Raw genomic sequence first — 25,017 nt, 5'->3', positions numbered from 1 at the left:
CCGGGCGCGCGGTGCGGTGCGTCCGGTCCGACCAGGATTATCCGTGTTTCGGGCGGGTGGGTCGGGAGGGGGGTGGGTGGTTCGCCCCGTGCGGTGTCGTGAGGCCGTCGGTGCCGGGTTGTGCCGCTCGGCGGTGTGCGGCGGCGTGCGGGCCGGCTACGGGGCGTTGGTGGGGGCCTGGACGGGCGGGCCGGTGAGCAGGGTGCCGGTGTCCGAGTACGGCCAGCCGTTGGGGACGCAGCCGTGCAGCCCCTTGATCTGCTGCATCATCACCGGCGCCGGGGCGCCCGGGCCGGGGCAGTCGACGTGGCCGTTGCCGAGGATGTGGCCGACCTCGTGGTTGACGGCCAGCGCGTGGTACTGCTCGGGCCTGCCCTGGTAGAACTCGGACAACTCGGTCCAGCGGGTGAGGTTGACGACCACCTGGTGGGTGACGCCGCAGTTCACCCAGCCGCCGGTGTCCAGCCCGTACTGGCCGCAGATCCGGTCGGTGGACTTCGGGGTGGCCAGGTAGACGGTGAAGTCCACCGGGTCGGCGGGCATCCGCTGGAACGAGGCCGTGCCGCCGGCCGCCCAGCCGTGCCGGACGTCGCCGAGGACCGCGTCGACCTCGGCGGCGAACTGCGCCGGGCTCTCCGCGATCCCGTCCTCCACCCGCACCTTGTAGCGGTACAGGTGCTCGCCGGTGCCGAAGCGGGCGGAGCCGCCCGGCGCGGTGGTGAACGCCAGCCGGTCACCGTCCCCGCCGCTCCACGGCTGCCACCAGAGCAGCCCGGCGGTCAGCGCCGCGACCAGCGCGAGGGCGGGCAGAGCGTGCCGGGGCTTCCAGCGGCGCAGCCGCTCGGGCGCCCTCACCGGCCCGCTCCCGCCGCGGCCAGATGGCCGTACACGCCGCGCAGGGCGGCGTGGGCCATCAGGAGGGCGGTGGTGTCCGGTCGGGCGTGGATCGGGGCCAGGGTGGACATGGCGGAAGTGCTCCAGGACGGGATCGGCGGGCCGGGGCGGCCGATCGGCGACCGGGCCGTCGCCCGGTCGTGCGAAAGGGTGGTACCTGGAGGAACGGGGCGGGGTGCGGCGGCGGTTCAGGGCGCCTTCGCGGTACGGGGCGCCTTCGCGGTTCGGGCGGTGGCGTGCGCCACGGTGCCAGCCCCTGTCGGACGGGAGGCCCGGGTGGTTCCCGGAACCGCTCGATGGTGTCACCCCGGCGGCGTGTCCCTGGGCGGCGCCGTCGGATTCGGGTGTCGTAGGGCGGGTCGATCCGTCCGGGTCGGCCCTGTCCCGAGCGAGCTGCCATCGGAGGCGCCGTCATGTCCACCACCGCTGTTTTCACCGTCGACGGCATGAGCTGCGGCCACTGCGAGAAGACGGTCAGCGCCGGGCTCGCCGTCCTGCCGGGCGTCACCGACGTCAGTGCCGACGCGCCGAGCGGACGGGTCACCGTGGCCTCCGCGCAGCCGCTGGACGAGGCCCTGGTCCGCCGCGTCGTCGACGGGGCCGGGTTCATCTTCGTCGGGCAGGCCTGAGGGCGGTTCCGGGGGTGGGGCGGTCCGGGGGTGCGGTGCCGGGGGCGCGGGGCCCGTCGGCTGTCGTCGACGGGCCCCGCCGCTGTCCCGCAGGCCGGGCTCAGCCCATGCTCTTCGCGCCGTCCAGGGACTCGCGGATGATGTCGGCGTGACCGGCGTGCTGGGCCGTCTCGTTGGCGATGTGCAGCAGCACCCGGCGGGCCGACCACTCGGCGTCCGCCTCGAACCACGGGGCCTTCGGCAGCGGCTGGGTGGCGTCCAGGTCGGGGAGGGTGGCCACCAGCTCGTCGGTGCGCACGGCCACCTCGGCGTAGGCCGCGAGGACACCGGCCAGCGTCTCGCCCGGCAGCATGCGGAACTCGTCCGCGCGGCGGGCGAAGTCCTCCTCGGTCCAGGCGGTGAAGTCGGGCATCGCGGCCGGGCCCTGCACGATGAACTCCGCCCAGAGCCGCTCGACGCTGGTCACGTGCTTGATCAGGCCGCCCAGGCACAGCTCGCTCGCACACGTCCGCAGGCCGACCTGCTCGTCGGTGAGGTCGCGGGTGGTGAAGCGCAGGAAGTGCCGCTGCTTCTCCAGGGCCGCCAGGAGGTCGGCGCGCTCGCCGGTGAGGTTCTGCGTGGCGGCGGGGGTGGTGGTCGTGGTCATCGTCATGGCCTTTCGCTGGGTTCCTGCTACGGGTTCCTGCTCCCTCGGACAAGAACAACGCTACGGACCATTGCGGTCACTTCCTGTCCTGAATCCCAGGGAGAATCGACGCATGGCGAACACCAGCACGCGGACGCTGCGACTGCTCTCCCTGCTCCAGACCCACCGGTACTGGCCGGGCGACGAACTGGCCGACCGGCTCGGCGTCTCCGTCCGCACCCTGCGCCGTGACATCGACCGGCTGCGCGAACTCGGCTACCCCGTCGAGGCCCAGCGCGGCGTCGACGGCGGCTACCAGCTCGCGGCGGGCGCGGCGCTGCCACCGCTGGTGATCGACGACGAGGAGGCGGTGGCCCTCGCGGTCGGCCTCCAGGCGGCGGCCGAGAGCCCGGTCGAGGGCGTCGCCGAGGCCTCGGCGCGGGTGTTGGCGAAGGTGGTCCAGGTGATGCCGGCCCGGCTGCGCCGCCGGGTCGAGGCGCTGCGCGCGGTCACCGTCCCGGTGGACTGGGGGACGCGGACGGGCACGGGCGTCGACCCGGACGTCCTGACGGTGGTGGCACTCGCCTGCCGGGACGGCGAGCGGGTGCGGTTCTCGTACACGGCCGCCGACGGGCGCGGTACCGACCGGCACGTCGAACCGCACCGGCTGGTCTGCCTGAACCGCCGCTGGTACCTCGTCGCGTACGACCTCGACCGGGCCGACTGGCGCAGCTTCCGCCTCGACCGCCTCACCGCCCCGACCGGCAGCGGCGCCCGTTTCGCCCCCCGGACCCTCCCGGCGGCCGACGCGGCGGAATTCGTCCGCGCGGGCCTCAACAGGATGCCCCGACCGCACCAGGTGGAGGCCCTGATCGAGGCACCGGCGGAGTTCGTCCGCGCCCGCGTCGGCCGCTGGGGCACCGTGGAACCCGTCACCCCGCACCGCTGCCGCCTACGGATGACCGCCGATTCGCTCGACTGGCCCGCCATGGCCCTCGGCTCCCTGGGCGCCGAATTCCAGGTACTCGCCCCGGACGCCCTCCGGACCCTGCTCACGGACTGGAGCACCCGCTTCGCCCGCGCAGCGGCGGAGGGGGAGGAGGCGTAGGAAGTCGGCCTGGCCGACTTCCGGCGTCGGTAGTCCGTGCATCCCGCTACGCCTGGCTGTTGCTTGCCCGGCCCCGGTGCTCGCCCCTGTCCCTGGGCTGCGGCCGGGGTGGGTGGTGGCATGGGAAGTCGGCCCGGCCGACTTCTGGCGTCGGCAAGGGGCGTGGTGCGCCGCTCTGACGGCCGCTTCGTCGTGGTCTGCTGCTTCGGTGCTTGCCATGGGCGGACGACGGCCCGTTGCGGCGGAGTAGGAAGTCGGCCCCGCCGACTTCTGGTGTCGGTAGTCCGTGCATCCCGCTGCGCCTGGCTGTTGCTTGCCCGGCCCCGCGTTTGCGCCCGGCCTTGGCCTTCATGCTCGCTCCGGTGTCGGTGCTCGCCCCTGTCCCTGGGCTGCGGTCGGGGTGGGTGGTGGAGTGGAAAGTCGGCCCGGCCGACTTCTGGTGCTGACGGTCCGCGCATCGTGCTCCGCTTCTGTCCTCACCTTCGGCCTTGCCCTCGTCCTCGGCCTTCGCGTTCGCTCCGTCCCCGGGGCGCGGCCGGGAGCGGTTGGCGGTGTGGAAAGTCGGCCGGGCCGATTTCTGGCGGGTGGCCATCGGCACATCACCGCCTCGGCCCGGTGCCGGCGTCGGAAGTCGCCCGGGCCGAGTGCCGGTGTGACCGGCGAGTGTGCCCCGGCCACCGAATGCCGTGCTTCCGGTCTGAGCAGCTATGGCGGCATGGCCGGTGTTGGTGGAGCAGGAAGTCGGGCCCGTCGACTTCTGGTGCCGCTCTGGGCGCGTTCGGGTTTGTGGCGGGCCGGTAGGTGGAGTGGGAAATCGGACCCGTCGACTTTTGGCGCGGGGCCCTGGGCGGGTTCAGGCCCAATGGCATTTGGCGTGGGCGTGGGTGCCGCGTGGGCGTGGGGGGCGGGTCGTGGCGTGGGAAGTCGGCTTGGTCGACTTCTGGTGCTGACAGTCCGCGCACCTTGCTGCGCCTGGGCGGAGTTTGCCCCGCCTCTGCCCTCACCCTCGGCCTTCGCCCCGTCCCTGGGTTGCGGCCGAGGGTGGGTGGTGGCGTGGGAAGTCGGCTCGGCCGACTTCTGGCGTTGGCAAGGGGTGTGGTGCAGCGTTCCGGCGGCTGCTTTGTCGTGGTCTGCTGTTCTGGCGCTCGCCATGGTCGGATGACGGCCCGTTGTGGCGGAGTAGGAAGTCGACCAGGCCGACTTCTGACGGGTGGCCGTTGGGGCGTTAGCGCCTCGGCCCGGTGCAGGTGCTGGCGTCGGAAGTCGCCGGGGCCGAGTGCTGGTGTGGCCGGTGAGTGTGCCCCTGCCATCGAATGCCATGTTTCCGGTCTGTGCAGCTGTGGCGGCATGGCGGAGTAGGAAGTCGGACCCGTCGACTTCTGGCGCCGGTCTGGGCGGGTTCGGGTTCGTGGCGGGCTGGTGGGCGGAGTGGGAAATCGGACCCGTCGACGTACGCGCGGGCGTGGGGGATCAAGTGGGGCTTGTCAGGTGGGGATGGGGCGGGTCCTTGTGGGCGGGGTGGCGTGGGAAGTCGGCATGGCCGACTTCTGGTGTGGTTGTGGTGAGAGCGGGTCGGGTGGGGCCTGATGTGCTGTCGGCGCTCGGTATGGCCGGGTTGTGGTGGCGGAATGGGAAGTCGGGGCCGTCGGCTTTTGATGGTGGGGGGGTCAGGGGGCGATGGCTTCGAGGGTGGTGCGGAGGTGGGTGAGGGCGGTGGGGAGGGTGGGGAGTGGGGGTGTGGCGAGGGCGAGGCGGAGGGCGTTGGGGTGGTGGGGGGTGGTGGCGAAGGCGTCGGCGGTGGAGATCAGGATGCCTTCGGCGGCCAGGGCGGCGGCTGCGTGGTCGGGGCGCTGGTGGGGTTCGAGGGTGAGCCAGAGGATGTAGGAGGTGGGGTGGGCGGTGGTGGTCAGGCCGGTCAGGGCGGTGCGGGCGATGGACTGGCGGGCGGCGGCGTCGGTGCGGCGTTCCTGTTCCAGCCGGGCGACCGTGCCGTCGGTGAGCCAGCCGGTGGCGAGGGCGGTGATCAGGCCGGGGGCGCCCCAGGCCGCCGCGCGCAGGCTGGTGGTGGCGGCCCGGAGCAGGTGGTCGGGCAGGACGGCGAAGCCGAACCGCAGGCCCGGTGCCACGCTCTTGGAGAGGCCGGCCAGGTAGCAGGTGCGCTCGGGGGCGAGGGCGTGCAGGGGCGGGGGCGGGGCGGCCTCCAGGAAGGCGTAGGTGCCGTCCTCGATGAGGGTGAGGCCGTGGTCGGCGGCGAGCCGGACGAGGCGCTCGCGCTGTGCCGGGGCGAGCACCCAGCCGAGCGGGTTGTGGACGGTCGGCTGGGTGTACACCGCCCGTACCGGCCGGGTGCGGCAGAGCCGGTCGAGTGCGTCGAGGTCCGGGCCGTCGGCGGTGACCGGGACGGGCGCAAGGTCCAGTCCGTGGGCGGCGGCGAGCAGTTTGATGCCCGGGTAGCCGAGCGCGTCCACGGCGAGGACGTCCCCGGGGCGGGTGAGCGTCCGCAGGACGCAGTCCAGGGCCTGCTGCGCCCCGCTGGTGAGCAGGACGTTCTCGGGTGCGGTGTCGATCCCGCGGTCCAGCAGGTGGGTGGCCACCGCGGCCCGGTCGTGCCGGTGGCCGCCCGGCGGGTGCTGGCGCAGCAGGGCCTCGGCGTCGCCCGAGGAGGCGAGCGCGCGCAGGGCCTGCCGCAGCTGGTCGCCCTGCCCGGGGGAGAGCGGCTGGTTGAAGGAGAGGTCGGCCACCCGGGGCACGGGGAGCGCGCGGGAGGGTTCGAGGCCGTCGTAGCCGGAGCGCAGCCGGACGAAGGTGCCGCGGCCCTGTTCGCCCACCACCAGCCCGGCGGCGGCGAGTTCGGCGTACACCCGGGTGGCGGTGGCGAGGGCGATCCGCCGCTCGCGGGCGAGGGTGCGGTGGGTCGGCAGCCGGGTGCCGGCCGGGAGCGCGCCAGAGCGGATGGCGGTCGCGTACTCGTCGACGATGGCCTTGTAGGAGGGCGGTCGCACGGGTCACCTGCCCTTCCGGGGAGTGGACGGTCCGGGCACGGGCGTGCACAGGCGTGGACGGGTGCGTACCGGAGTGTATCCAGGACAATAAGTGGATTGTCCTGGGCCGGTGTTCCTAGCCTCGTCACATCCAGCAGCGAGGCCAGGAACGGAGCACGCGCCCATGACCATCCGCAGCGAGCGGGACCGGCACGTCGTCACCCTCACCATCGACCGGGAGAAGAAGCTCAACGCCCTCGACTACCCGACGATCGACGCGCTGCTCGCCGAGCTCGACCGGATCGACGCCGACGACACCGTCCGCGCCGTGATCCTCACCGGCGCCGGCGGGCGGGCGTTCAGCGCGGGTGCCGACATCCCGTCGCTGGCGGCCAGCATCGCGGGCGGGCCCGAGCGGGCGCTGCGCGAGTTCGTCCGGCGCGGGCACACCCTCACCCGGCGGATCGAGGAGTTCCCCAAGCCGGTCATCGTGGCCGTCAACGGCCTTGCCTTCGGCGGTGGTTGCGAGATCACCGAGGCCGCCCCGCTGGCCGTCGCGGCCGAGCACGCGACCTTCGCCAAGCCCGAGATCTCGCTCGGCTTCCCGCCGCCCTTCGGCGGCTCGCAGCGGCTGCCCCGGCACGTGGGCCGCAAGCGCGGCCTGGAGATGATCCTCACCGGTGACCCTGTCCCGGCCGCCCGCGCCGCCGAGATCGGCCTGGTCAACTCGGTCGTCCCGGCGGACGAACTGCTGGACACCGCACGGGATCTGGCCGAGCGGATCATCCGGCACGCGCCGACCGCCGTGGCCGCCTGCCTGCGGGCGGTGACCCGGGGCATCAACCTGCCGATCGACGAGGGGCTCGCGGTGGAGGCGGCGGCCTTCGCGGCGACCGTGCCGACGGACGGTGTACGGGACGGGATCCGGCGCTTCCTGGACCGCTCGTCCTCCGGTGGCAGCTCGTCCTCCGGTGCGGAATCCTGAGGCGGTACCGGAAAGTTGTTGTCGGCGGGCGACCGGGGGCTGATCATGGCGGGATGTCGGATCTACTCGCCCGTGTGACCGCCTTCCGCGCCGCCTTCGCCCGCCGCCAGGCGGCGGAGACCGTCGAACTTCCGGAGTTCCCCGGGGTGTTCGCCGTCCGGGACGCGGCGTTCGGCCAATCGGAGGAGCACAACCAGCTGATCGTCGAGGGCCCGGGCACCGACCCGGCGGTGCTGCCCGAGTTGGCCGCCCGGTGGTTGGGGCGCCGCCACCGGTACCGCGTCACGGTGCTGGACCCGGAGTCGGGTGAGCGGGCCGCCCCGGTGCTGGCGGCGGCGGGGTGGGAGCGGGAGGGCGTGGTGGTCCTGGCCCGGTCGACGCTCGGCTGCCGGCGGCCCGAACCGGCCGCGCTCCCCGTCGAGTTGGCCGAGGTACGGGAGGCGGTGCTGCGCCAGCAGTGGGAGTGGATCGAGGACGAGGAGCTCGCCCGGCAGCTCACCGACCGCCGTTCCGCCCGGCTGCGTGGTGCCGAGCGGGTGCACTTCCTGGCCGCTCGGACGCCGGCCGGCGAGGTCGCGGCCTGGAGCGACCTCTATCTCGAACCAGCCGTCGGGCTCGGCCAGTTGGAGGATCTGGTGACCGGTTCGCGGCACCGCGGTGCGGGGCACGGCGACACCCTGCTGGCGACCGGCCTGGCACTGGCGGCCGAGGCCGGTGTCCCGCAGCTGTTCCTGCTCGCGGACGCGGTGGACTGGCCGCGTGAGTGGTACGGCCGCCGGGGTTTCGAGGAGATCGGGCGCGGTCACGCCTTCTATGGTCGGTGACGGTCGGGGCGCGGGGCGGTGGCACGGTCTGCTCCACCGGCCGGAGCTGCCAAGGCAGTTGCGCTGCGAGGCGGCGCACGCCGTGCGGGCGGGGGACCGCGTGCGCGGCCTGCTGGACGTCCTGCCGGAGGACTTCGCCCCGCTGCGGACGGCGAGCTCCGGGGAGCGGGCGGGGGCGGGGCATGGCGGGGTCAGGCCGTCTCCGGATCGACGGCCGGCGGGGCTTCGCGGCCGCAGTGGGCGGCGACGGTGTCGGCGAAGGCGCGGGCGAGCGGGCCGAGGTTCTCCCAGTCCCGGACGGCCCACCCGGCGGTGAGGGCGGGCAGGTCGGGCAGCGGGAGCAGCCGCAGGCCGGGGTGGCCGGGGCCCTGCCACTGCGGGAGGGCCGGGACGACGGCGTGGCCGAGGCCGAGTTCGGCGAGCAGGATCGCGGTGTCCCAGTCCGCGACGCTGGTGTCGAAGACCGGCCGGATGCCCGACTTCCCCAGCCAGGACTCGACCTGGGAGCGGGAGACGGAGTTCTGCGGGAGTCCGATCAGCCGGGCGTCCTGGAGGTCGGCGGGGGAGATCCTGGCCCGGGCGGCGAGCGGGTCGCCTGCCGTGACGGCGAGCACCCAGGGCAGGTCGACCACCGGTTGCTGGTCGATGCCCCGGGCCGGGGCGCCGAGGGTGATCCAGGCGAGGTCGACCCGGCCGGCGTTGAGCGACTCCAGGCAGCTGCGGCTGGAGACCTCGGTCTGGAACTCCAGGCTGACCCGGGGGAAGCGCCGCCGGAAGTCCACCACGGCCGCGGACATGAAGTGCCGGATGCTGGTGGCCCCGGTGGTGATCCGGACGGATCCGCCCTCGCCGCGCGAGAGTTCGGCGATCCGGTGCAGCGCGTGGTCGATGCCGCCGAGGCCGGTGGCGACCGCCGTGCGCAGCAGGCTGCCCGCCGTGGTGGGGACGACTCCGCGCGGGTGGCGCTCGATCAGGGCGAGGCCGACCTCCCGTTCGAGCCGCTTCACGTGCTGGCTGACGGCGGACTGGGTGCAGTTCAGCTCGCGGGCGACGGCGCTGAGCGAGCCGGCCCGGCAGACCGCGGCGAAGACGCGGAGGTCGTCAATGGTCACGGAGACCCAAGGTATCGCTTGGAGGGGTCCCAGCAAATCGGCGGATTGACTTGGGTGTTGCGGGGGATCGATCATCGGACCAGGGCCCAGGGCGGCAACCCGCCCGTTGACCCCGCCGGCGTTCCGGACGCTGTGGCGGGAGCGGCGGGCGGGTGTCGACCCGCATCTGTTCAAGAGCAGTTCCGTGCAAGAGCGGTGATGTACGACGGAGGGGCGGCGCGCCGATGCTCGGGGTGCGTCGTGCCGGGGGCGCTCGCCTCGGTATGGGCGGAGCGGGTGTCCGTGCCGGGTGGAACGGATGACGGCCGGGTCATCCGATCGGATGACCCGGCCGTCGGCGTTCGGCGGGAGAGTGGAGAGCCGGTCAGTACGGCGCGGCCGTCACCAGGACACGGGGTAGCGGACCGGGTGTCCGCCGATCCGGCCGGGCAGCAGGCCGATCACGACCAGCAGCCCGGTGGCCAGGACGAGCAGCGGGAGGAAGGGCACGGGGTGCGGCGCCTGCAGGACCACGATCACGGCGGTGGCCGCGGCCGGGGAGTGCGAGAGGTGGGTGAGCATCATCGCGCCGAGCGAGAGCCCGGCGGCGACGGCCGCACCCCAGGTGGTGCTGCCGGTGACGGCGAGGGTGGCGAAGCCGATCAGGGCCGACATCAGGTGCCCGCCGACCAGGTTGCGCGGCTGCGAGATCGGCAGCCCGGGCGCGCCGTGCACCAGGGCGGCGCTGGCGGCCAGGGGCGGGATCAGCAGTGGCTGGTCGAGCAGTACTCCCACCCCGACCAGCAGGAGCAGGGCGCCGATGGCGAAGACGGTGGCCCGCAGGGCGTGCAGCGGGTGCCGTCCGGGCGTGGCGGCGGGCGGTGGTGTGGACATGCGTGAGCTACTCCGGACGAGGGACGGGGACCCGGAGATGATAAACAGACTGTTGAATGAAAGGTAGGACGTTTTGCCTGTCGGGCACATTCCGTCCAGGGGGCAGGACCACCCGGGGATCCAGAGCGAGCCGGGGAACCAGAGCGAGCAGCGGAACCAGAGCGAGAGAGAGCAGCCCATGACCACGCCTTCCGTCACCGTCTTCCGGGACGTCCGCCCGTACGGTGCCGACCGGGCCGTCGACCTGATCGCCGTGGACGGCCTGCTGGCCGAGCGGGTGCCGGACGGGGCGGTGCCGGAGGTGGTCGAGGGCGGCGGCCGGATCGCGCTGCCCACCCTGGTGGACGCGCACATCCACCCGGACAAGACGGCCTGGGGCGAGCCCTGGTACAGCCGGCGCCCGGCCGGCTCGCTGCCCGAGTACGTCCAGGGCGACGTCGACCTGCACCGGCACCAGCGCACCCCGCTCGCCGAGCGTGCCCACCGGCTGCTGAGCCACGCCGTGACGCGCGGCACCCGCGCCGTGCGGGCCCACGTGGACGTGGCGCCCGCGTACGGGCTGGCCGGGGTGACCGGGCTCGCCGAGGCGCGCGAGCGGCTGGCCGGCGCGCTGGACGTCCAGCTGGTGGCCTTCCCGCAGCACGGGGTCCGGCGGACGCCCGGCGCGGGCGCGCTGCTCGCGGAGGCGGCGGCCAGCGGGCTGGTCGACGCCATCGGCGGGATCGACCCGGCGGGCTTCGACGCCGTCCCGGCCGAGGGCCCGGACGGCGAGGGGCCCGCCCAGCTGGAGCTGCTGTTCGGCCTGGCCGAACAGCACGGACTGCGCCTCGACATCCACCTGCACGACCGGGGCGAGCGCGGCCTCGGCCCGCTGCGCGAGATCGCCGCGCGGACCAGGGCGGCCGGACTGGCCGGGCGGGTGGTCGTCAGCCACGCCTTCTGCGTCCCGGAGCTGGCGGGCGCCCAGCTCGCCGACCTCGCCGCCGAGCTGGCCGAGTCCGGCGTCGGCCTCACCACCGTGGCGCCCTCGGCCCACCAGGTGCTGCCGTTCCGCGAGCTGCGGGCGCACGGGGTGCGGGTCGGGCTCGGCTCGGACGGCGTGCGCGACTCGTGGAGCCCGTACGGCAACGCCGACCCGCTGCACCGCGCCCACCTGCTCGGCTGGACCACCGACGCCCGCACCGACGAGCAGCTCGCCGACTGCTTCGCCCTGGCGGCCGACGGCGGCGCCGAACTGCTGGACCTGCCGGCCGTGACCCTGGAGCCGGGCTCGCCCGCCGACTTCATGCTGGTGACGGGCGAGTGCCTGCCGCAGGTGGTGATCGACCTGCCGGCGCGTGAGCTGGTGGTCCGCGCGGGCCGGGTGGTGGCGCGGGACGGGCGGTTCACGGGCTGACGGGCGTCCCGCGGCCGGCGAGGGCCTCCCCGTCGGTGGTGCGGTCGGCGGGCGCCTCCCCGTCGACCGTGCGGCCGCGCGTTGTGCGGCCCGTGCCGACGGAGAGGCGCGCAGGCGACGATGCTCAGAGGGTGCGGGCCGCGCTGGTCTCGTGGAGGTGGACCAGCGCGTCGTAGGCGGTGCCGATCGCGAGGCGCGGCAGCGGGTCGCTGCGGAACTCCGTCCCGGCGTCGTAGGTCGGGCGGGCGGTGTTCAGCCAGGACCGGGTGGCCAGCGGGGCGGAGCGCAGGTCGACGTAGTAGTCGCGGTAACGGACCCGGTCGAGGGGGTACTCGTTCATGTCCGCGGTGGCCGGCGGAACGGTGACCGGCTTCCAGGCGGCGGCGAACGGGTCGTCCTTGGTGAGGAAGGAGCCGCGGTCGAAGGTGAAGCCGACGGCGAGGTAGTCCGCGCCGAGGGCGTCGCGCAGGTACGAGCCCTGGGTCTTGGGGTAGAGCTCGGGGTCGCTGCTCTGGTACCCGACGTGGCCGTTGTGCGCGGACAGCAGCACCTTCCCGCCGGTGCGGCGCTGCCACCAGAGGGTGTTGTCGGTCATGGCGCGGTCGCGGAGGTTCTGCATCGCGGCCACCTCGCTGTTGTCCTCGAGGTTCATGGCGGTGAAGGTGAAGGTCTGGGCGATGCTCCGGGCGTTCTGCACCGCCCAGTCGTACGCCTCGCCGCCCTCGCCCCTGGCCGCGGTGACCAGCTCCAGGGTCTGCTGCGCCACGGCGGCGTTCTGCCGCCGCTCGGCGAGCGGGCGCGTGGTGATGTAGCCGATGGCGTCGTCGAACGGGCGCAGCCCGGCGTACAGCTGCTCCAGGCGCGGCAGCGACGCGGGGGCGGCCTCGCGGACGTAGGAGGTCACCCGGTCGAAGAGCTGGTCGCCGATGGCGGGGAAGTCCAGGTCGTCGCCGACGAAGTGGACCGGGTGCTGCGGGTGTTCGCGGTTGTGGTCGCGCATCCAGTCGATCAGGTCGGCGAACTCCTGGCGCTCCCACGGGGACTTGCCCATCGTCTCCTTGACCAGCTGCCGGGCGTCGCCGCCGGTGCGGCCCTGCACGTAGTCGTCGATCCGCAGACCGGAGGACCAACTCGTCTCCAGGGCGAAGGCGGTGAAGCCCTTCTCCTCGACCAGGTAGCGCAGGACCCGCTGCTTCATGGTGAAGAACTCGTGGGCGCCGTGCGTGGCCTCGCCGAGCCCCACCACCTTGGCGTCGCCGATCATCGCGCCCAGCGGACGCAGGTCGGTGGTCCGGCCCCCGGGCTCGGTGGACCGCAACGGGTGGGCGAGACCGTTCAGTTCGCGTGCCACGGTGGATATCTGACTGTTCGTCATCTTGTCGGTGCCGGGCTGGTCCGCGTGTGCCGCCGGGGCGAGCAGGGCGGTGGTCGCGACGGCCGCCGTGGCGGCCAGCAGGGCGCGTCGACCGATGGGCTTGCCGTGCTTCTCGCTGCGTACGGTCACTTCGGGGGCTCCTCAAATTCGTCGAACCGTCAACCCGTCGGAACGGCCACGGTGGTTCGAGTGGTTCGCCGGCGAACGTGCCGGTCAATGAATAGTCGATCACCGGGGGGCTTCGGCGCGCTGAGGAGTGCCGCCGGATCGACCAGGGGGATAACCCCCGGGCGGCCCCGGCACACCCGTGCGCGGGGGTGTGCCGGGGCCGGTACCGGGTGAGGGTTCAGAGCGTGGCGGAGCGGTGGGTCGGTCGGCCGTCCAGGACGGTCAACAGGACCGGGAGGTCCGCCAGTTCGGTGGCCGGGGTGGTGAGCGGGTCGGCGGCGAACACGGTGAGGTCCGCGCGGTGGCCGACGGTGATCCGGCCCGCCAGCTGCTCCTCGCCGGCCGCGTGGGCGGCGTTGGCGGTCATCGCCAGCAGGGCCTCCAGGGCGGTGAGCGCCTGGCCGGGGTTGTGCGGGGCCTGGCTCAGGTCGCGGGTGGGACGGCGGTGGCGGGCGCCCGCCATGACGCCCAGCGGCGGGTAGGGGGCGATCGGCCAGTCCGAACCGAGGACGACCGTGGCGCCCGCGTCCCAGAGGTCCCGGCAGCGCCACGCGCGGTCGGCCCGCTCCTCGCCGAGGCGGCGGGACCAGTTGTCGGTGTGGTCGGCCCGGGTGAAGTCGCAGCAGTGGGTGGGCTGCATGGACGCGACCACGCCCAGCTCGGCGAAGCGCCGGACCACCGCGTCCGGAACGGTCTCGATGTGCTCGATCCGGTGGCGGACGGGGGACGCCCCGTGCGTCGTCCCCCCGTCCGCCGCCGCCCCGATCGAGTCCAGGGCGTGCCGTACGGCGGCGTCGCCGATCGCGTGGGTGGCGGTCGGCACCCCGGCCTGGTGCAGCTCCCGGACGACGCGGGTGTAGTGCGCCGGATCCGGCCAGAAGGCGTGGGTGGACTCGCCGTGGCAGTCCGGGCGCTCCAGCCAGGCCGTGCCGTTGTCGATCGTGCCGTCCATGAACAGCTTCACGCCGTCCACCCGCCAGAGCCGACCGCTCCGGCCCTGCTGCCCGATCAGCGCCCGCAGGCCGTCCGCGTCCACACCGGGCTGGCACCAGGGGGCCACGCGCAGCCGCAGCGGCAACTCGCCGGCCTCGTCCAGCTCGGTGTAGAGGTCGAGGCTGTCGCCGTTGGCGTCCATCGCGTGGCCGCCGGTGAGGCCGGCGGCGGCCATGGCGCGCAGCGCGGCGGCCAGGCGGTCGCGGCGCTCGGCGCGGGTGGGCTGCGGGGCGGCGCGCTCGACCAGCTCGCAGGCGGCGTCCTCCAGCAGCAGGCCGGTGGGGCGGCCCTCGGCGTCGCAGACCACCTCGGCGGCCTGGTCGAAGCGGCGCGGGCCGTCCACGCCGGCCAGCTCCAGGGCGCGCGGGCTGGCGAGCATGGAGTGGGCGTCGAAGAGCTGGAGCAGCGCCGGAACGCCGTCCAGGACGGGCGCGAGGGCGGCGGACTCCACCGGGCGGTCGCCGAAGACGTTCGGGTCCAGGCCCCAGGCGTGCAGCCAGGCGCCGGGGGCGAGGCGTCCGGCCTCGGCGGCGAGGGCGGCGCGGACGCCGGCCAGGTCGGTGCAGCCGGAGAGGTCCAGGCCCTGGGTGAGCTCGGCGCCGGTGACCGGGTGCAGGTGGCCGTCCACCAGGCCGGGGGTGACCACGGCGCCCTTGAGGTCGATCACCGTGGTCGCGGGGTCGGCGAGTTCGCGGACGGTGCGGTCGTCGCCGAGGGCGGCGATCCGGCCGTCCACGACGGCGAGGGCGGTCTGCGGGAGGAAGCCGCCGGAGGCGGGGTCGAGCAGACGGGCGGAGAGGAGGACCAGGGAGGTGCGCACTTCGACTCCAGTGGTGCTTCGGGGTGGGGGCGTGGTGTCTGCGGGGCTTGAGGGGATTGAGGGGGCTGAGGGGGCTGCGGTGGTGGTCAGGGCTGCTCGGGGGCGGGGGTCTCGGGCGCGTCCGCCGGGTCCGCAGAGGCCAGTGCGCCGTCGGTCAGGCCCAGTTCGCGTTCGGCGGTGGCGGCGGCGAGCCGGGTGGCGGCGTACGGGTCCTTGCGCAGGCCGGTGTTGGCGTGGACGGCCAGGCCGTCGATCACGACGAGGATGTGGACGGCCGTCAACACCGGGTCCGCGGTGCGGAATTCGCCCTGCTCGACCCCGGCGGCGATGACGTCGCCGAGCCGGCCGCGCCAGTCCGCCTCCTGGTCGAGCACGCGGTCGCGCAGGACGGGGCGGTAGCGGCTGAGGTGGCGGGCGTTGAGCCAGAGCCGGCTCACGTCGTCGTAGGACGGGCCGGTGGTGCGGGCGAAGAAGCGGGCCAGGTGCCGCAACGGGGACCCGTCCCGCGGGTCGGCGGGCAGCAGCGCCTCCAGTTCGGCGGTGGCGGCGCTGCCGAAGGCCTCGGCGACGAGGTCCTCCACGGCGGGGAAGTAGTGGCTGATCAGGCCGGGGCGGACGTCCAGTTGGTCGGCGATCCGGCGCAGGGTGATGCACTCCAGGCCCTCGGTGAGGGCGACCTCGGCCGCGGCGCCGACGATCTCCGCCCGACGGTCCTCGGGGGACTTGCGAACCCTTTTGCGCTGAACGCTTGACGTCATGGGGCGGATGCTATTGAGTGTGCGACCAATAAGCAAGCAGGTGGGCACGACACCCCACGGAGGGCCCCCGCATGACGTCCACGCTCCCGGACCACCCCCACACCTCGCCGGACCACCCGGACCACCCGGCGCACCCCGCCGCCCCGCCCCAACGGGAACCGGGCGGCCGGGTCGAGGTCCACGGCATCGACCACATCCCCGAGACCGAGCGACGCGGTCGCGCCCGCGAACTGTTCCCCGTGTGGGCGGCCGCCAGCGTCAACTACCTCAACCTGGTGGTCGGCGGCGCCCTGGTCCTGAGCGGCCTCGGCCTCTGGCAGGCCTTCGCCGTGGTCGTCCTCGGCAACCTGTTCTGGCTGGGCACCGGCCTGCTCGCGGTCTCCGGACCGGCCGCCGGCGCGCCCAGCGAGGTGATCACCCGCGCCATGTACGGCATCCGGGGCAACCGGGTGAACAACGCGGTCACCGGCTGGATGATCTCCGTCTGCTACTTCGCGCTGAACCTCGCCGCGGCCGCCGTCGCCGCCTTCTCGCTCGCCGAGGAGGCGGGGATCACCCCGACCACCCCGATCAAGATCGCCATCGTGATCGTGATCGTCGTACTCACCCTCACCATCAGCGTCTACGGGCACGCCCTGATCGTCCGGCTCTACCTGCCGATCACCCTCGCCCTCACCGCCGCCTTCGCCGTGGTCGGCTACGCGATCGTCACCCACGCCGACCCCGGCTGGACCCAGCCCGAACCCCTCACCGGCGGCCGACTCTGGGCGGCCGTCCTGGCCGGCGTCACCCTGATCGCCTCCGGCCCGCTCTCCTACACCACCAGCGCGGACTTCTCCCGCTACCTTCCCGCGACCACCGCCCCCCGCGCCGTCCTCGGCTGGACCGCCCTCGGCGGCTTCCTGCCCAGCGTGGTGGTCGGCGGCCTCGGCGTGCTCGGCGCCACCGCCGTCGACATGACCGACCCGCAGGCCGCCCTCCGGCAGATCCTGCCCGGCTGGTTCAACCCGGTCTTCCTGCTCTCCCTGGTGGTCGGCACCATCGCGGTCAACGCCCTCACCGCCTACAGCGCGGGCCTCGCCCTCCAAGCCGTCGGCATCCGCATCCGCCGCACCCGCAGCGTGCTGCTCGACGGCGCGGTCGCCGTCTCGCTCACGCTGTACGCCCTCCTGGTCTCCAACTTCCTCGACACCGTCAGCAACGTGCTCCAGCTGACCGTCGTCCTCCTCGGCCCCAGCACCGCCGTCTACGCCACCGACATCCTGCTCCGCCGCAACCGCTACGACGGCCGCGCCCTCGGCGACGAACGCCCCGGCAGCCCCTTCTGGTACCGCGCCGGCGTCAACCCCGCCGGCGCCATCGCCCTCACGGGCGGCGTCACAGCCGCAGCCCTCGGCGTTGACACCCTCTACACCGGCCCGCTGGCCGCCCTGGCCGGGGCGGACGTCGCGCTGCCGGCGGGCATGGTGGTGGCGGCAGTCCTGTACGCCGTGCTGATGCCTCGCCGGCGGGGGTGACACCGGTCCGGCCGCGTGCGCGCCGCAGGGCGGGTGGGCGTGCTTCTACCGCCCGGCCGGCCGGGCGCCCGGGCTGGCCGGGTTGGTGGGTGACCTGCCCGTGGCGGCCAGCTGTGGGCCGGGCGGTTGGTCGTGGGGCGGGCAGCCGATTCGGTGCCTGTCGCGGGCGGCGAGTGAGGTTCGCGCTGGGGCGTGGGCGGTTCTGCGGCTGGGCCGGGCGGGGGAGACCTCGCGCTTCCAGTAGGCGTGGTGGTGGCGGATCTGTACGCCGGGCCGCCGTTTCCGCGTCGGTTGGCCGACCGGCCAGGGTGGACCTCGCGCTGCGGGTGGGCATGGTGACGGCGGTGGTGGTTCAGCACGCCGTGCTGATGCGTCGTTGGTGGGTGTGACGCCCGTCGGGGCTGCTGGTCGTGGCCCGGCTGCGCTGCCGCGGGGCGGGCTGGGTGGTGATTCCGCCGACTCGGGGGCCGGGCCTGCCCTGTTTGCGGTCGGCCCTGAGCCGGGCGGTTGGGGGCAGTCGGTTCGGTGCTGTCGCTGGCGGCGAGTGAGGTTCGCACGGGGGCGTGGGTGGTTCTGTGGTCGCGCTGGTCGGGGCGGACGTTGCGCTGCCGGTGGGCGAGGTGGTGGCGGTCCTGGATGCGGTGCTGATGCGTCGTTGGCGGGGGTGACGCCAGTTGGGGCTGCTGGCCATGGATCGGCTGTCCCGCCGCCGGGCGGGTGGGAGTGGGGGTGCGGTGGTGTTTCCGCCGGCTCGGTGGCCAGGCTGGCCGGGTTGGTGGGTGACCTGACCGTGGTGGCTGGCCCTGGGCCGAGCGGTTGGTCGTGGGTCGGACAGTCGGTTCGGCGCTTGTCGCTGGCGGCGAGTGAGGTCTGTGCTGGGGCGTGGGTGGTTCTGTGGCTGGGCCGGGCGGGGTGGACCTGGTGCTGCCGGTGGGCACGGTGGCGGCGGCGGGTCGTACGCGGGGCCGCTGTTTTGCGCGACGACCGACCGGCCGGGGGTCCGGCGTCTCCGGGACGGGGCCCGGGGCTGGGCGGCCCGGCTGAGGAGCCGCCAGGAACGCAGGCTCGTCCAGGACAGGCGTGTTGGGGTGGGCTGCCCTGGTCAGGAGGTCTGCTGTGGGCGCCTCGGCACGCCAGTGGGGAAGAGCTGGGTGTGTGTGGCTGGGGTGAGTTCCGGGGTCTTGGGGGGAGGGGTCCTGGGTGGGCGGGTCGAGTGTGGGGCCGTCTGGAACAGGCGTGTTGGGATGGGCTGACCGGGCAGGTGGCCCCTGTGCGGACGGCCCGGGCGTGTGAGGTCTGGGGAAGCGGCCGATGGCGGGGCCCGGAGTGGGTGCTTCGTGACGGTGACTGCGGTGGGTGTTCCGGAGCTGACACCACGGGGGGTATGCGGCCACGCGGTAGGGGACGGTGGCTCGCAGCGGGCTGCTTGGTGGTGGTTCGGAGTGAGCGGCGCGTGGTAGGCGGCGGGTTTCGGGTGGGGATTGCTCCGGTGTGGCCGGTTCGGGGGAGTGGGTGGGACCGGGCGGCCAAAGAAAAAGGCGAGGAGAGTGAATCCCCTTGCCACTTTCAAGCTATACCGTGCCCCGGGGCTTGCGGCAAGGCCCCCGGCATGGCGCAGAATCCCGGCCGTAAGGCCATGACCTGCGGAAACGGGAGTCGTGAAATGCGTGTGTTGATGACGACCTGGGGGTCGCGCGGGGATGTCGAGCCGCTGGCGGGGCTGGCGGTGGCGCTGCGGGGGTTCGGTGCGGAGGTGCGGGTGTGCGCGCCGCCGGACGAGGAGTTCGCGGCGGTGCTGGGGCGGGCGGGGGTGCCGCTGGTGCCGCTCGGTCCGTCGGTGCGGTCGGTGGTGGCCGGCCCGAAGCCGCCGACGGCGGAGGACGCGTTCCGGCTCGCCCGTGAGCTGGTCGCCGTGCGGTTCGAGACGCTGACCGCCGCGGCCGAGGGCTGTGACGTGGTGCTGGCGACCGGCCTGATGCCGGCCGGTGCGCGGGACGTCGCCGAGAAGCTCGGCCTGCCCTACGTGTTGGCCTGCTTCCACATCCTCGGACTGCCCTCGCGGCACTCCCGGCCCGGCCGGCGGCCGGGCACGCCGTCCCCGGACGACGAGACCGACTACCGGAAGCTCTGGGAGCAGGACGCCCAGCGGGTGAATGCGCTGTACGGGGACGCGCTCAACAGCCACCGGGCGGCGATCGGCCTGCCGCCGGTGGAGAACGTCCGCGACCACGTCCTCACCGGACGGCCGTGGCTGGCGGCGGACCCGACGCTGTGCCCGTCGGAGGGCAGGACGGAACTCGACGTGGTGCAGACCGGCGCGTGGATCCTGCCCGACGACCGACCGCTCCCGGCCGACCTGGAGGCGTTCCTGGCCGCCGGTGAACCGCCCGTGTACGTCGGCTTCGGCAGCATGGCCGCGCACACCCCGGAGGACATCGCGCGGGTGGCCGTCGAAGCGGGCCGCGCGCACGGACGCCGGGTGCTCCTGGCCCACGGCTGGGCCGGGCTCGCCGCGGTCGACGAGCACGAGGACTGCCACGTCGTCGGCGAGGTGAACCAGCAGGCCCTGTTCCGCCGGGTGGCCGCCGTCGTCCACCACGGTGGTGCGGGCACCACGACGACCGCGGCCATGGCGGGCGTGCCCCAGGTGGTCGTCCCCCGGATCGCCGACCAGCCGTACTGGGCCGGCCGGGTGGCCGAGTTGGGCATCGGCGCGGCCCATCTCGACCGCACGCCGACCGTCGACTCGCTCTCCGCCGCGCTCGCCACGGCCCTGGCGCCCGAGACCCGGGTACGGGCGGGGGCCGTGGCCGGCGGCATCCGCACCGACGGGGCGACGGTGGCCGCGAAGCTGCTGTTCGAGGCGGTGGGCAAGAAGGTACCGGCCGCGTCCCGGTGAGTGGCGGGGCGGGGCGTGTGCCGCCTCGTCCGGGTGAACGGCTAAGGGGGACGGGTGAGTTCGGCTTCGGATCGGTCTCCTTCCGATCGATCAGGGGTGGTTGGCGATCCGGGCGCGGCTGGTTCGGGCGGCGATCCGGCGACCGGCGGCCGGGTGTCGGCCGGGTCGGTTAGGGTGCCCACGGGCGCGCCCGGTCACCGCAGGCCGCGCGCGAGGGGAGGGCGGCATGACCGACGGCACGCACGGGGGAGTGGGGCAGGACGGCGACGGTATCCAGTGGCTCCTGGAGATCGGTCGGCCGAGCACCGGCCGACCGGGCACCAGCCGGTCGTCAATGGGTGGGCCCGGCACGGACGGTGAGGTCGGCGGCGTCGTCTTCGCCCGGGGGATCACGCCCGCGGAGCTCGCCCACCGGATGGGTGCCGACCCGGCCACCGCGACCGAGCCGATCAGTGACACCGAGATCCGGGACCTGGACATCGACGTCTACCGCCCCGGCGACGACGGCGACGGCGTGATCCGGGTCGGCGCGTGCGCCGGCTGGTCGTTCGCGATCGAGTACGGCGACTCCACCGGCGGTGAGCTGCTCACCGAGATAGCGCGCGACGGAGCCGAGGTGGTGCACTTCCGTCCGATGCCGGAGCGGCGGCCGGCCCTGCTGGACTACGCCCGGGACGGTGCCGTGCTGTGCGGCTTCGGCCTCGGCGAGGAGCGCTGGCGCTGGGGCCAGGAGCCGGACCTGCTGGTGCCGGACCTCGTCGCCGCCGGAGTCCTGGAGGCCGACGGCGTGACCTCCTGCGACCCCGGGCGGGAGCCCGACGGGGCCGCCCGCCGCCGCACCCTCGGCGCCGTCGAGCGGCGCTTCGGACTGAGCCTGCCCCGGGACGCCTTCGGCGGGCTGCGCCTGCCGGCGTACGCGGTGCGGGGAACCCCGGGCATGGCGTTGTACTGAGGCGGTGCGCCGGCGAAACAGCAGGAAGAGGAAGAGGAAGAGGAAGGGCAGGAACGGGAACAGCGGGAACGGGAACAGCGGGGAAAGGGACGACAGAGTCAGGGCGGTCACGGGAGGCTCCTTCCCGGGCCCCATCGGCGGGGCTCCGATGGCCGTCATCCTTGCGTGCCGCCGGTCCGTCGCACATGTGCCGATCGGGAGGTTCCTGCTGCGCCGTTCCTGTCTCGACCCTGCCGATCGGCAGGGTCGAGACAGGAACGGCGACAGGGCCCGGGGGCGGAGAGAGACGTGCCCCGCCGCCGCGGAGAGGCCCCGCAGCCGGGCCGAGCCGTCAGTCCGAGCCCGTCGGCCCGTCAGCCGGAGCCCGTCGGCCCACCGGCCCGGCACCCGTTCGGCCGGTGGCAGTCGGTTCGGCGCACGCCCCCCGTCCGGGGGTCTCCGCAGGGCATCGGCGGTCCCCGGCCCCTAGGGTCTGTGGTGCGTCGGCGAACCGAGTGCCGCGCGCACGCAGGCCCGCCAGGCGTAGGCCGTCCCGCCGTGAGCCCTCCCGCCGTGCGCCGGGGTGTCCGGCAGGCCCGAGACCGCGCGCCGGGGTGCCCGGCCGACCGAGAGGTGGACCCGCCCCATGCACACCGTCGTCCGCGGCGCCGGAGCGCTCGGCCTGACCGTCCTGCTGCTCACCGCGGCCATCGGCTGCCAGGGCGACGGCTCCTCCGCCGCCGAGCCCGCGCCGACCTCCCCGACCTCCCCGGCCACCGGGACGGCGGCAGCCACCGGCACCGCCACCGGACTGGCCGCCCAACAGCTGGACTGGCACGCCTGCCCCGCCCCCACCGGCGCCCAGGGCGACGGCACCGCGCCCGCCGCCGACTGGCAGTGCGCCACCCTCAAGACCCCGCTGGACCACGGCAAACCGGACGGCACGACGATCGGTCTCGCGCTGATCCGCAGCCGGGCCAAGGACGAGCAGCACCGGATCGGCTCGCTGCTGTTCAACTTCGGCGGCCCCGGTGCCTCCGGCGTGGCCACCCTGCCGGCCCTGGCCGCGACCTACTCCTCCCTCAACTCCCGCTACGACCTGGTGAGTTTCGACCCGCGCGGGGTCGGCGCCAGCGACGGGGTGACGTGCCTGGACGACCGGGCGATGGACGCCGCCACCGCCGCCGACAGCACCCCCGACACCCCCGACGCGGTGAAGGCCCTGGACGACGGCAACGCCCGCTTCGTCGCCGCCTGCGAGCACAACTCCGGCGCGGTGCTGCCGTACGTGGACACCGAGAGCGCCGCGCGCGACATGGACCTGATGCGGCAGGTGCTGGGCGACCCGAAGCTCTCCTACTTCGGCATCAGCTACGGCACCCAGCTCGGCGGCGTCTACGCGCACCTGTTCCCGCAGCAGGTCGGCCGGATGGTGCTGGACTCGGTGGTCGACCCCACCAAGGACCCGCAGCAGGCCGCGCTCGGCCAGGCCCAGGGCTTCCAACTCGCCCTCGACGACTTCATGAAGGCCTGCGCCGCCCAGGTAGGAGCCGCCTGCCCGACCGGTGCGGGCGGCGACGAGGGCACCGCGAAGGTCACCGCCCTGGTGCAGAAACTGGCGCAGTCGCCGCTGCCGACCACCCAAGGGCGGCAGCTCACCGAGAGCCTGGCGATCACCGGCATCGCGGGTGCCCTGTACAGCCAGGAGACCTGGCCCGTGCTGGCCGCCGGGCTCACCCAGGCGATGGACCAGGGGACCGGCGACACGCTGCTCCAGCTCTCCGACGCGCTGAACGGGCGCGACGCGCAGGGGCACTACAGCAACCTGAACGCCGCGAACCGGGCGATCAGTTGCGTGGACGCCCGGCAGCGCTACTCGGACCAGGACGTGCAGCAGCAGCTGCCGCAGTTCCAGGCCGCCTCCCCGGTGTTCGGGTCCTACACCGCCTGGGGACTGACCGCCTGCACCGGTTGGCCCGTCCCCGGCAAGGCCGCCCATCCGGAGGTGTCCGCGCCGGGGGCCGCCCCGATCCTGGTGGTCGGCACCACCGGCGATCCGGCCACCCCGGTGGAGGGCGCCCGTACGATGGCGCAGCAGCTCGGCGCGGGCGTCGGCGTCACCGTCACGCTGCAGGGCGAGGGGCACGGCGGCTACAACACCGGCAACCCGTGCCTGAAGCAGACCGTGGACGCCTACCTGCTGGACGGGACGGTGCCGGCGGACGGGACGACCTGCGGCTGAGCGGTCGGCGCGGCGTGCGGGGCGTGCGGGGCGTGTAGGGCATGCGGGCAGTGCCGGGCGCGTAGGGCGTGCGGGGACGGACGGCCGGGAGTGAAAGTGGCCCACTGGAATGGCCATCGATTGGCCCTGGAGAGTGGGCCACTCTGTCACTAGTCTTCTCAGCGTGACCAACGACGTGACGAACACCGCGCCCGCCCAGCACCACCTCGACCAGCTCACCGCCCAGCTTCCCGACCGGCACCCCGGCAACGGCCACCGGGCCGGCGACGACACCGTCAAGGTCGACTTCTACTTCGACCCCGTCTGCCCCTTCGCCTGGATAACCTCCCGGTGGATCCTGGAGGTCGAGAAGCAGCGCGAACTCGACCTGAACTTCCGGGTGATGAGCCTGTCCGTCCTCAACGAGGGCCGCACCGACCTGCCCGAGCGCTACCAGCGCCTGATGACCACCGGCTGGGGCCCCGTGCGGGTCTGCATCGCCGCCGCCGAGCAGCACGGCCCGCAGGTGCTGCGCGAGCTGTACACCGAGCTCGGCACCCGGCTGCACGACCAGGACCGGGCCGCCGACGACGCCGTCATCCGGGAGGCGCTGGCGGCGGCGGGCCTGCCGGAGGAGCTGGCCGAGGCGGCGAACAGCACGGAGTACGACGAGGCCCTGCGCAAGAGCCACCACGAGGGCATGGACCCGGTCGGCGAGGAGGTCGGGACGCCGACCATCCACGTGGACGGCGTCGCCTTCTTCGGCCCGGTGCTGAGCGCCATCCCGCGCGGCGAGGACGCCGTACGGGTCTTCGACGGTGTGCGGCTGCTGGCCGGGTACCCGAAGTTCTTCGAGCTCAAGCGGACCCGGACGGACGCGCTCGACTTCTCCTGACCCGCCCCGGCGGAGGCCGCGCCGAGCCCGCACTGAGCCCGCACTGAGCCCTCGCCGAGCCCGCCTCGGGCGTGCCCGCACGGAGGACTGCCGCGGGTTCGGCCTGCGGCCCGTCAGTCCCGGCGGCGCTGCTTGATCCTGATCGGCCCCGACCGGGGGTGGCCGATCACGGTCAGCACCGGGGCGCCCGGCTCCGCCTGCTCGGCCGCCTTGTTGACGATGTTTCCGGTGTTGGTGCTCGTCGGGTCGATCCGTACGCCCCAGCCGCGCGGGACGATCAGCCGGATGTGGCCCATGCCGGTCGAGGCCTCGACCGTGATCTCCCGGTGGGGGCACACGGCCTCGGTGAAGTCGACCGTGAGCAGCGAGAGCTTGGTCTCCGCGACGATCCGACGGGGCACGGACCAGCGGCCGCTCTGCACCATGTTGTTCATCCGGGGCCGGAGCGTGAGGACCTCCTCCGCCGCGGACGCCTCCCGGGCCTCCAGCCGGCCGCCGAGGTCGGCCACCAGGATGTCGAGTTCGCCGTACGTCCGCGCGGCGTAGGTGCGGTCGAGCCGCTCCTCCAGTTCCCCGAGGTCGATGCGGCCGTCGCCGGCGGCGATCCGCAACTGCTCGGCCACCGCGTCCCGGTCGCTGTCCCCGGCCCGGGGTTCCACGGCGGCCTCGGGCGTCTTGTGCGGCGCTGGCAGTTCCTCGTTGACCATGCGGCTACTCTAGGTCGCGAATCGTCCTGGTGGGCGGCTCGATCGCCAACTCCGTACGGCCCGATGATCCTTGAGCGCGGCCCGGAGGAGCGGTCGGAGGGGCAGCCGAAGGAGCGGCCGGGCGAAGGCTCCGCCGGGTGCGGTGGAGGCGCCCGGCAGGCTTCCGCAAACCGTTCGCGACGGCCCGACCCCACGTACCGGACCGGCCTTCGGCCTGCCCGAGTCCGCCTCCCGTGTCCGACGCCCGTGCCCGGCGCCCGAGCCCGATCCGACGCCGCGGGCCGTGGCGTCGAGTGGGTCGTTCTC

The 25,017-nt window shown here is 74.2% G+C and carries 19 protein-coding genes; 10 read left to right on the top strand and 9 right to left on the bottom strand.

The features are described from left to right. Positions 1-156: 156 nt before the first annotated feature. A complete protein-coding gene (locus tag ACFVXH_RS31125; RefSeq protein ID WP_387829188.1) occupies positions 157-855 on the bottom strand; it encodes a DUF3152 domain-containing protein in 699 nt (232 codons plus the stop codon). A gap of 452 nt (positions 856-1,307) precedes the next feature. On the opposite strand from ACFVXH_RS31125, the gene ACFVXH_RS31120 reads away from it, so the two are divergent. Next, entirely contained in the window at positions 1,308-1,523 is a 216-nt protein-coding gene (locus ACFVXH_RS31120; RefSeq protein ID WP_387829186.1) for a heavy-metal-associated domain-containing protein, read from the top strand. A 100-nt stretch (positions 1,524-1,623) separates the two neighbouring features. Here the strand turns inward: ACFVXH_RS31120 and ACFVXH_RS31115 are convergent, their stop codons facing one another. After that, entirely contained in the window at positions 1,624-2,175 is a 552-nt protein-coding gene (locus ACFVXH_RS31115) for a DinB family protein (protein ID WP_380781334.1), read from the bottom strand. A gap of 106 nt (positions 2,176-2,281) precedes the next feature. On the opposite strand from ACFVXH_RS31115, the gene ACFVXH_RS31110 reads away from it, so the two are divergent. Continuing rightward, complete coding sequence (locus ACFVXH_RS31110; protein WP_387829184.1) at positions 2,282-3,256, top strand: helix-turn-helix transcriptional regulator; 975 nt, start codon at positions 2,282-2,284, stop codon at positions 3,254-3,256. Positions 3,257-4,923: 1,667 nt separating this feature from the next. Here ACFVXH_RS31110 and ACFVXH_RS31105 read toward each other — a convergent pair. Further along, positions 4,924-6,258: a PLP-dependent aminotransferase family protein gene (locus ACFVXH_RS31105; RefSeq protein WP_387829182.1), complete on the bottom strand. Its 1,335-nt coding sequence runs from the start codon at positions 6,256-6,258 to the stop codon at positions 4,924-4,926. Positions 6,259-6,421: 163 nt separating this feature from the next. Here ACFVXH_RS31105 and ACFVXH_RS31100 point away from each other — a divergent pair, with 163 nt between their 5' ends. Then, positions 6,422-7,222, top strand: a complete 801-nt coding sequence (locus tag ACFVXH_RS31100; protein WP_049651648.1) for a crotonase/enoyl-CoA hydratase family protein — start codon at positions 6,422-6,424, stop codon at positions 7,220-7,222. 53 nt (positions 7,223-7,275) lie between these two features. Continuing rightward, positions 7,276-8,046 carry a GNAT family N-acetyltransferase gene (locus ACFVXH_RS31095; RefSeq protein ID WP_387829180.1) on the top strand — a complete coding sequence of 257 codons (771 nt, stop codon included), beginning with the start codon at positions 7,276-7,278 and terminating at the stop codon, positions 8,044-8,046. 191 nt (positions 8,047-8,237) lie between these two features. Here ACFVXH_RS31095 and ACFVXH_RS31090 read toward each other — a convergent pair whose 3' ends face one another. Beyond that, positions 8,238-9,158, bottom strand: a complete 921-nt coding sequence (locus ACFVXH_RS31090; RefSeq protein ID WP_380781342.1) for a LysR family transcriptional regulator — start codon at positions 9,156-9,158, stop codon at positions 8,238-8,240. Positions 9,159-9,539: 381 nt separating this feature from the next. After that, positions 9,540-10,031, bottom strand: coding sequence for an HPP family protein (locus ACFVXH_RS31085; protein WP_375875281.1), 492 nt, complete (start codon positions 10,029-10,031; stop codon positions 9,540-9,542). 178 nt (positions 10,032-10,209) lie between these two features. Here ACFVXH_RS31085 and ACFVXH_RS31080 point away from each other — a divergent pair, with 178 nt between their 5' ends. Beyond that, positions 10,210-11,427, top strand: a complete 1,218-nt coding sequence (locus ACFVXH_RS31080) for an amidohydrolase (RefSeq protein WP_387829178.1) — start codon at positions 10,210-10,212, stop codon at positions 11,425-11,427. 124 nt (positions 11,428-11,551) lie between these two features. Here ACFVXH_RS31080 and ACFVXH_RS31075 read toward each other — a convergent pair whose 3' ends face one another. The 3 genes from ACFVXH_RS31075 to ACFVXH_RS31065 all read right to left on the bottom strand — a co-directional run bounded on the left by ACFVXH_RS31075 (position 11,552) and on the right by ACFVXH_RS31065 (position 15,541). Further along, positions 11,552-12,931 (bottom strand): erythromycin esterase family protein, encoded by a 1,380-nt coding sequence (locus tag ACFVXH_RS31075; protein ID WP_387829176.1) that lies wholly within the window; start codon positions 12,929-12,931, stop codon positions 11,552-11,554. A 217-nt stretch (positions 12,932-13,148) separates the two neighbouring features. After that, complete coding sequence (locus tag ACFVXH_RS31070; RefSeq protein WP_387829174.1) at positions 13,149-14,783, bottom strand: amidohydrolase; 1,635 nt, start codon at positions 14,781-14,783, stop codon at positions 13,149-13,151. A gap of 86 nt (positions 14,784-14,869) precedes the next feature. Next, complete coding sequence (locus ACFVXH_RS31065) at positions 14,870-15,541, bottom strand: TetR/AcrR family transcriptional regulator (protein WP_387829172.1); 672 nt, start codon at positions 15,539-15,541, stop codon at positions 14,870-14,872. Positions 15,542-15,612: 71 nt separating this feature from the next. On the opposite strand from ACFVXH_RS31065, the gene ACFVXH_RS31060 reads away from it, so the two are divergent. The 5 genes from ACFVXH_RS31060 (at position 15,613) to ACFVXH_RS31040 (ending at position 24,004) form a co-directional block, all read left to right on the top strand. Then, on the top strand, positions 15,613-17,058 hold the full coding sequence (locus ACFVXH_RS31060) for a purine-cytosine permease family protein (protein WP_387829170.1): 1,446 nt from the start codon (positions 15,613-15,615) through the stop codon (positions 17,056-17,058). 1,663 nt (positions 17,059-18,721) lie between these two features. Then, a complete protein-coding gene (locus ACFVXH_RS31055) occupies positions 18,722-19,957 on the top strand; it encodes a glycosyltransferase (RefSeq protein WP_387829168.1) in 1,236 nt (411 codons plus the stop codon). A gap of 226 nt (positions 19,958-20,183) precedes the next feature. Further along, positions 20,184-20,909 carry a DUF6461 domain-containing protein gene (locus ACFVXH_RS31050; protein WP_375875288.1) on the top strand — a complete coding sequence of 242 codons (726 nt, stop codon included), beginning with the start codon at positions 20,184-20,186 and terminating at the stop codon, positions 20,907-20,909. A 625-nt stretch (positions 20,910-21,534) separates the two neighbouring features. Next, complete coding sequence (locus ACFVXH_RS31045; protein ID WP_387829166.1) at positions 21,535-23,130, top strand: alpha/beta hydrolase; 1,596 nt, start codon at positions 21,535-21,537, stop codon at positions 23,128-23,130. Between the two features lie 319 nt (positions 23,131-23,449). Further along, positions 23,450-24,004: a DsbA family protein gene (locus ACFVXH_RS31040; RefSeq protein WP_074004671.1), complete on the top strand. Its 555-nt coding sequence runs from the start codon at positions 23,450-23,452 to the stop codon at positions 24,002-24,004. A 113-nt stretch (positions 24,005-24,117) separates the two neighbouring features. Here ACFVXH_RS31040 and ACFVXH_RS31035 read toward each other — a convergent pair whose 3' ends face one another. Beyond that, positions 24,118-24,711: a DUF1707 domain-containing protein gene (locus ACFVXH_RS31035; protein ID WP_387829164.1), complete on the bottom strand. Its 594-nt coding sequence runs from the start codon at positions 24,709-24,711 to the stop codon at positions 24,118-24,120. Positions 24,712-25,017 lie beyond the last annotated feature (306 nt).

It is taken from the genome of Kitasatospora sp. NPDC058184, assembly GCF_042883725.1.
Classification (GTDB): domain Bacteria; phylum Actinomycetota; class Actinomycetes; order Streptomycetales; family Streptomycetaceae; genus Kitasatospora.
Note: the sequence above shows the minus strand (reverse complement) of the source record. Positions and strands in the feature narration are given on the sequence as shown.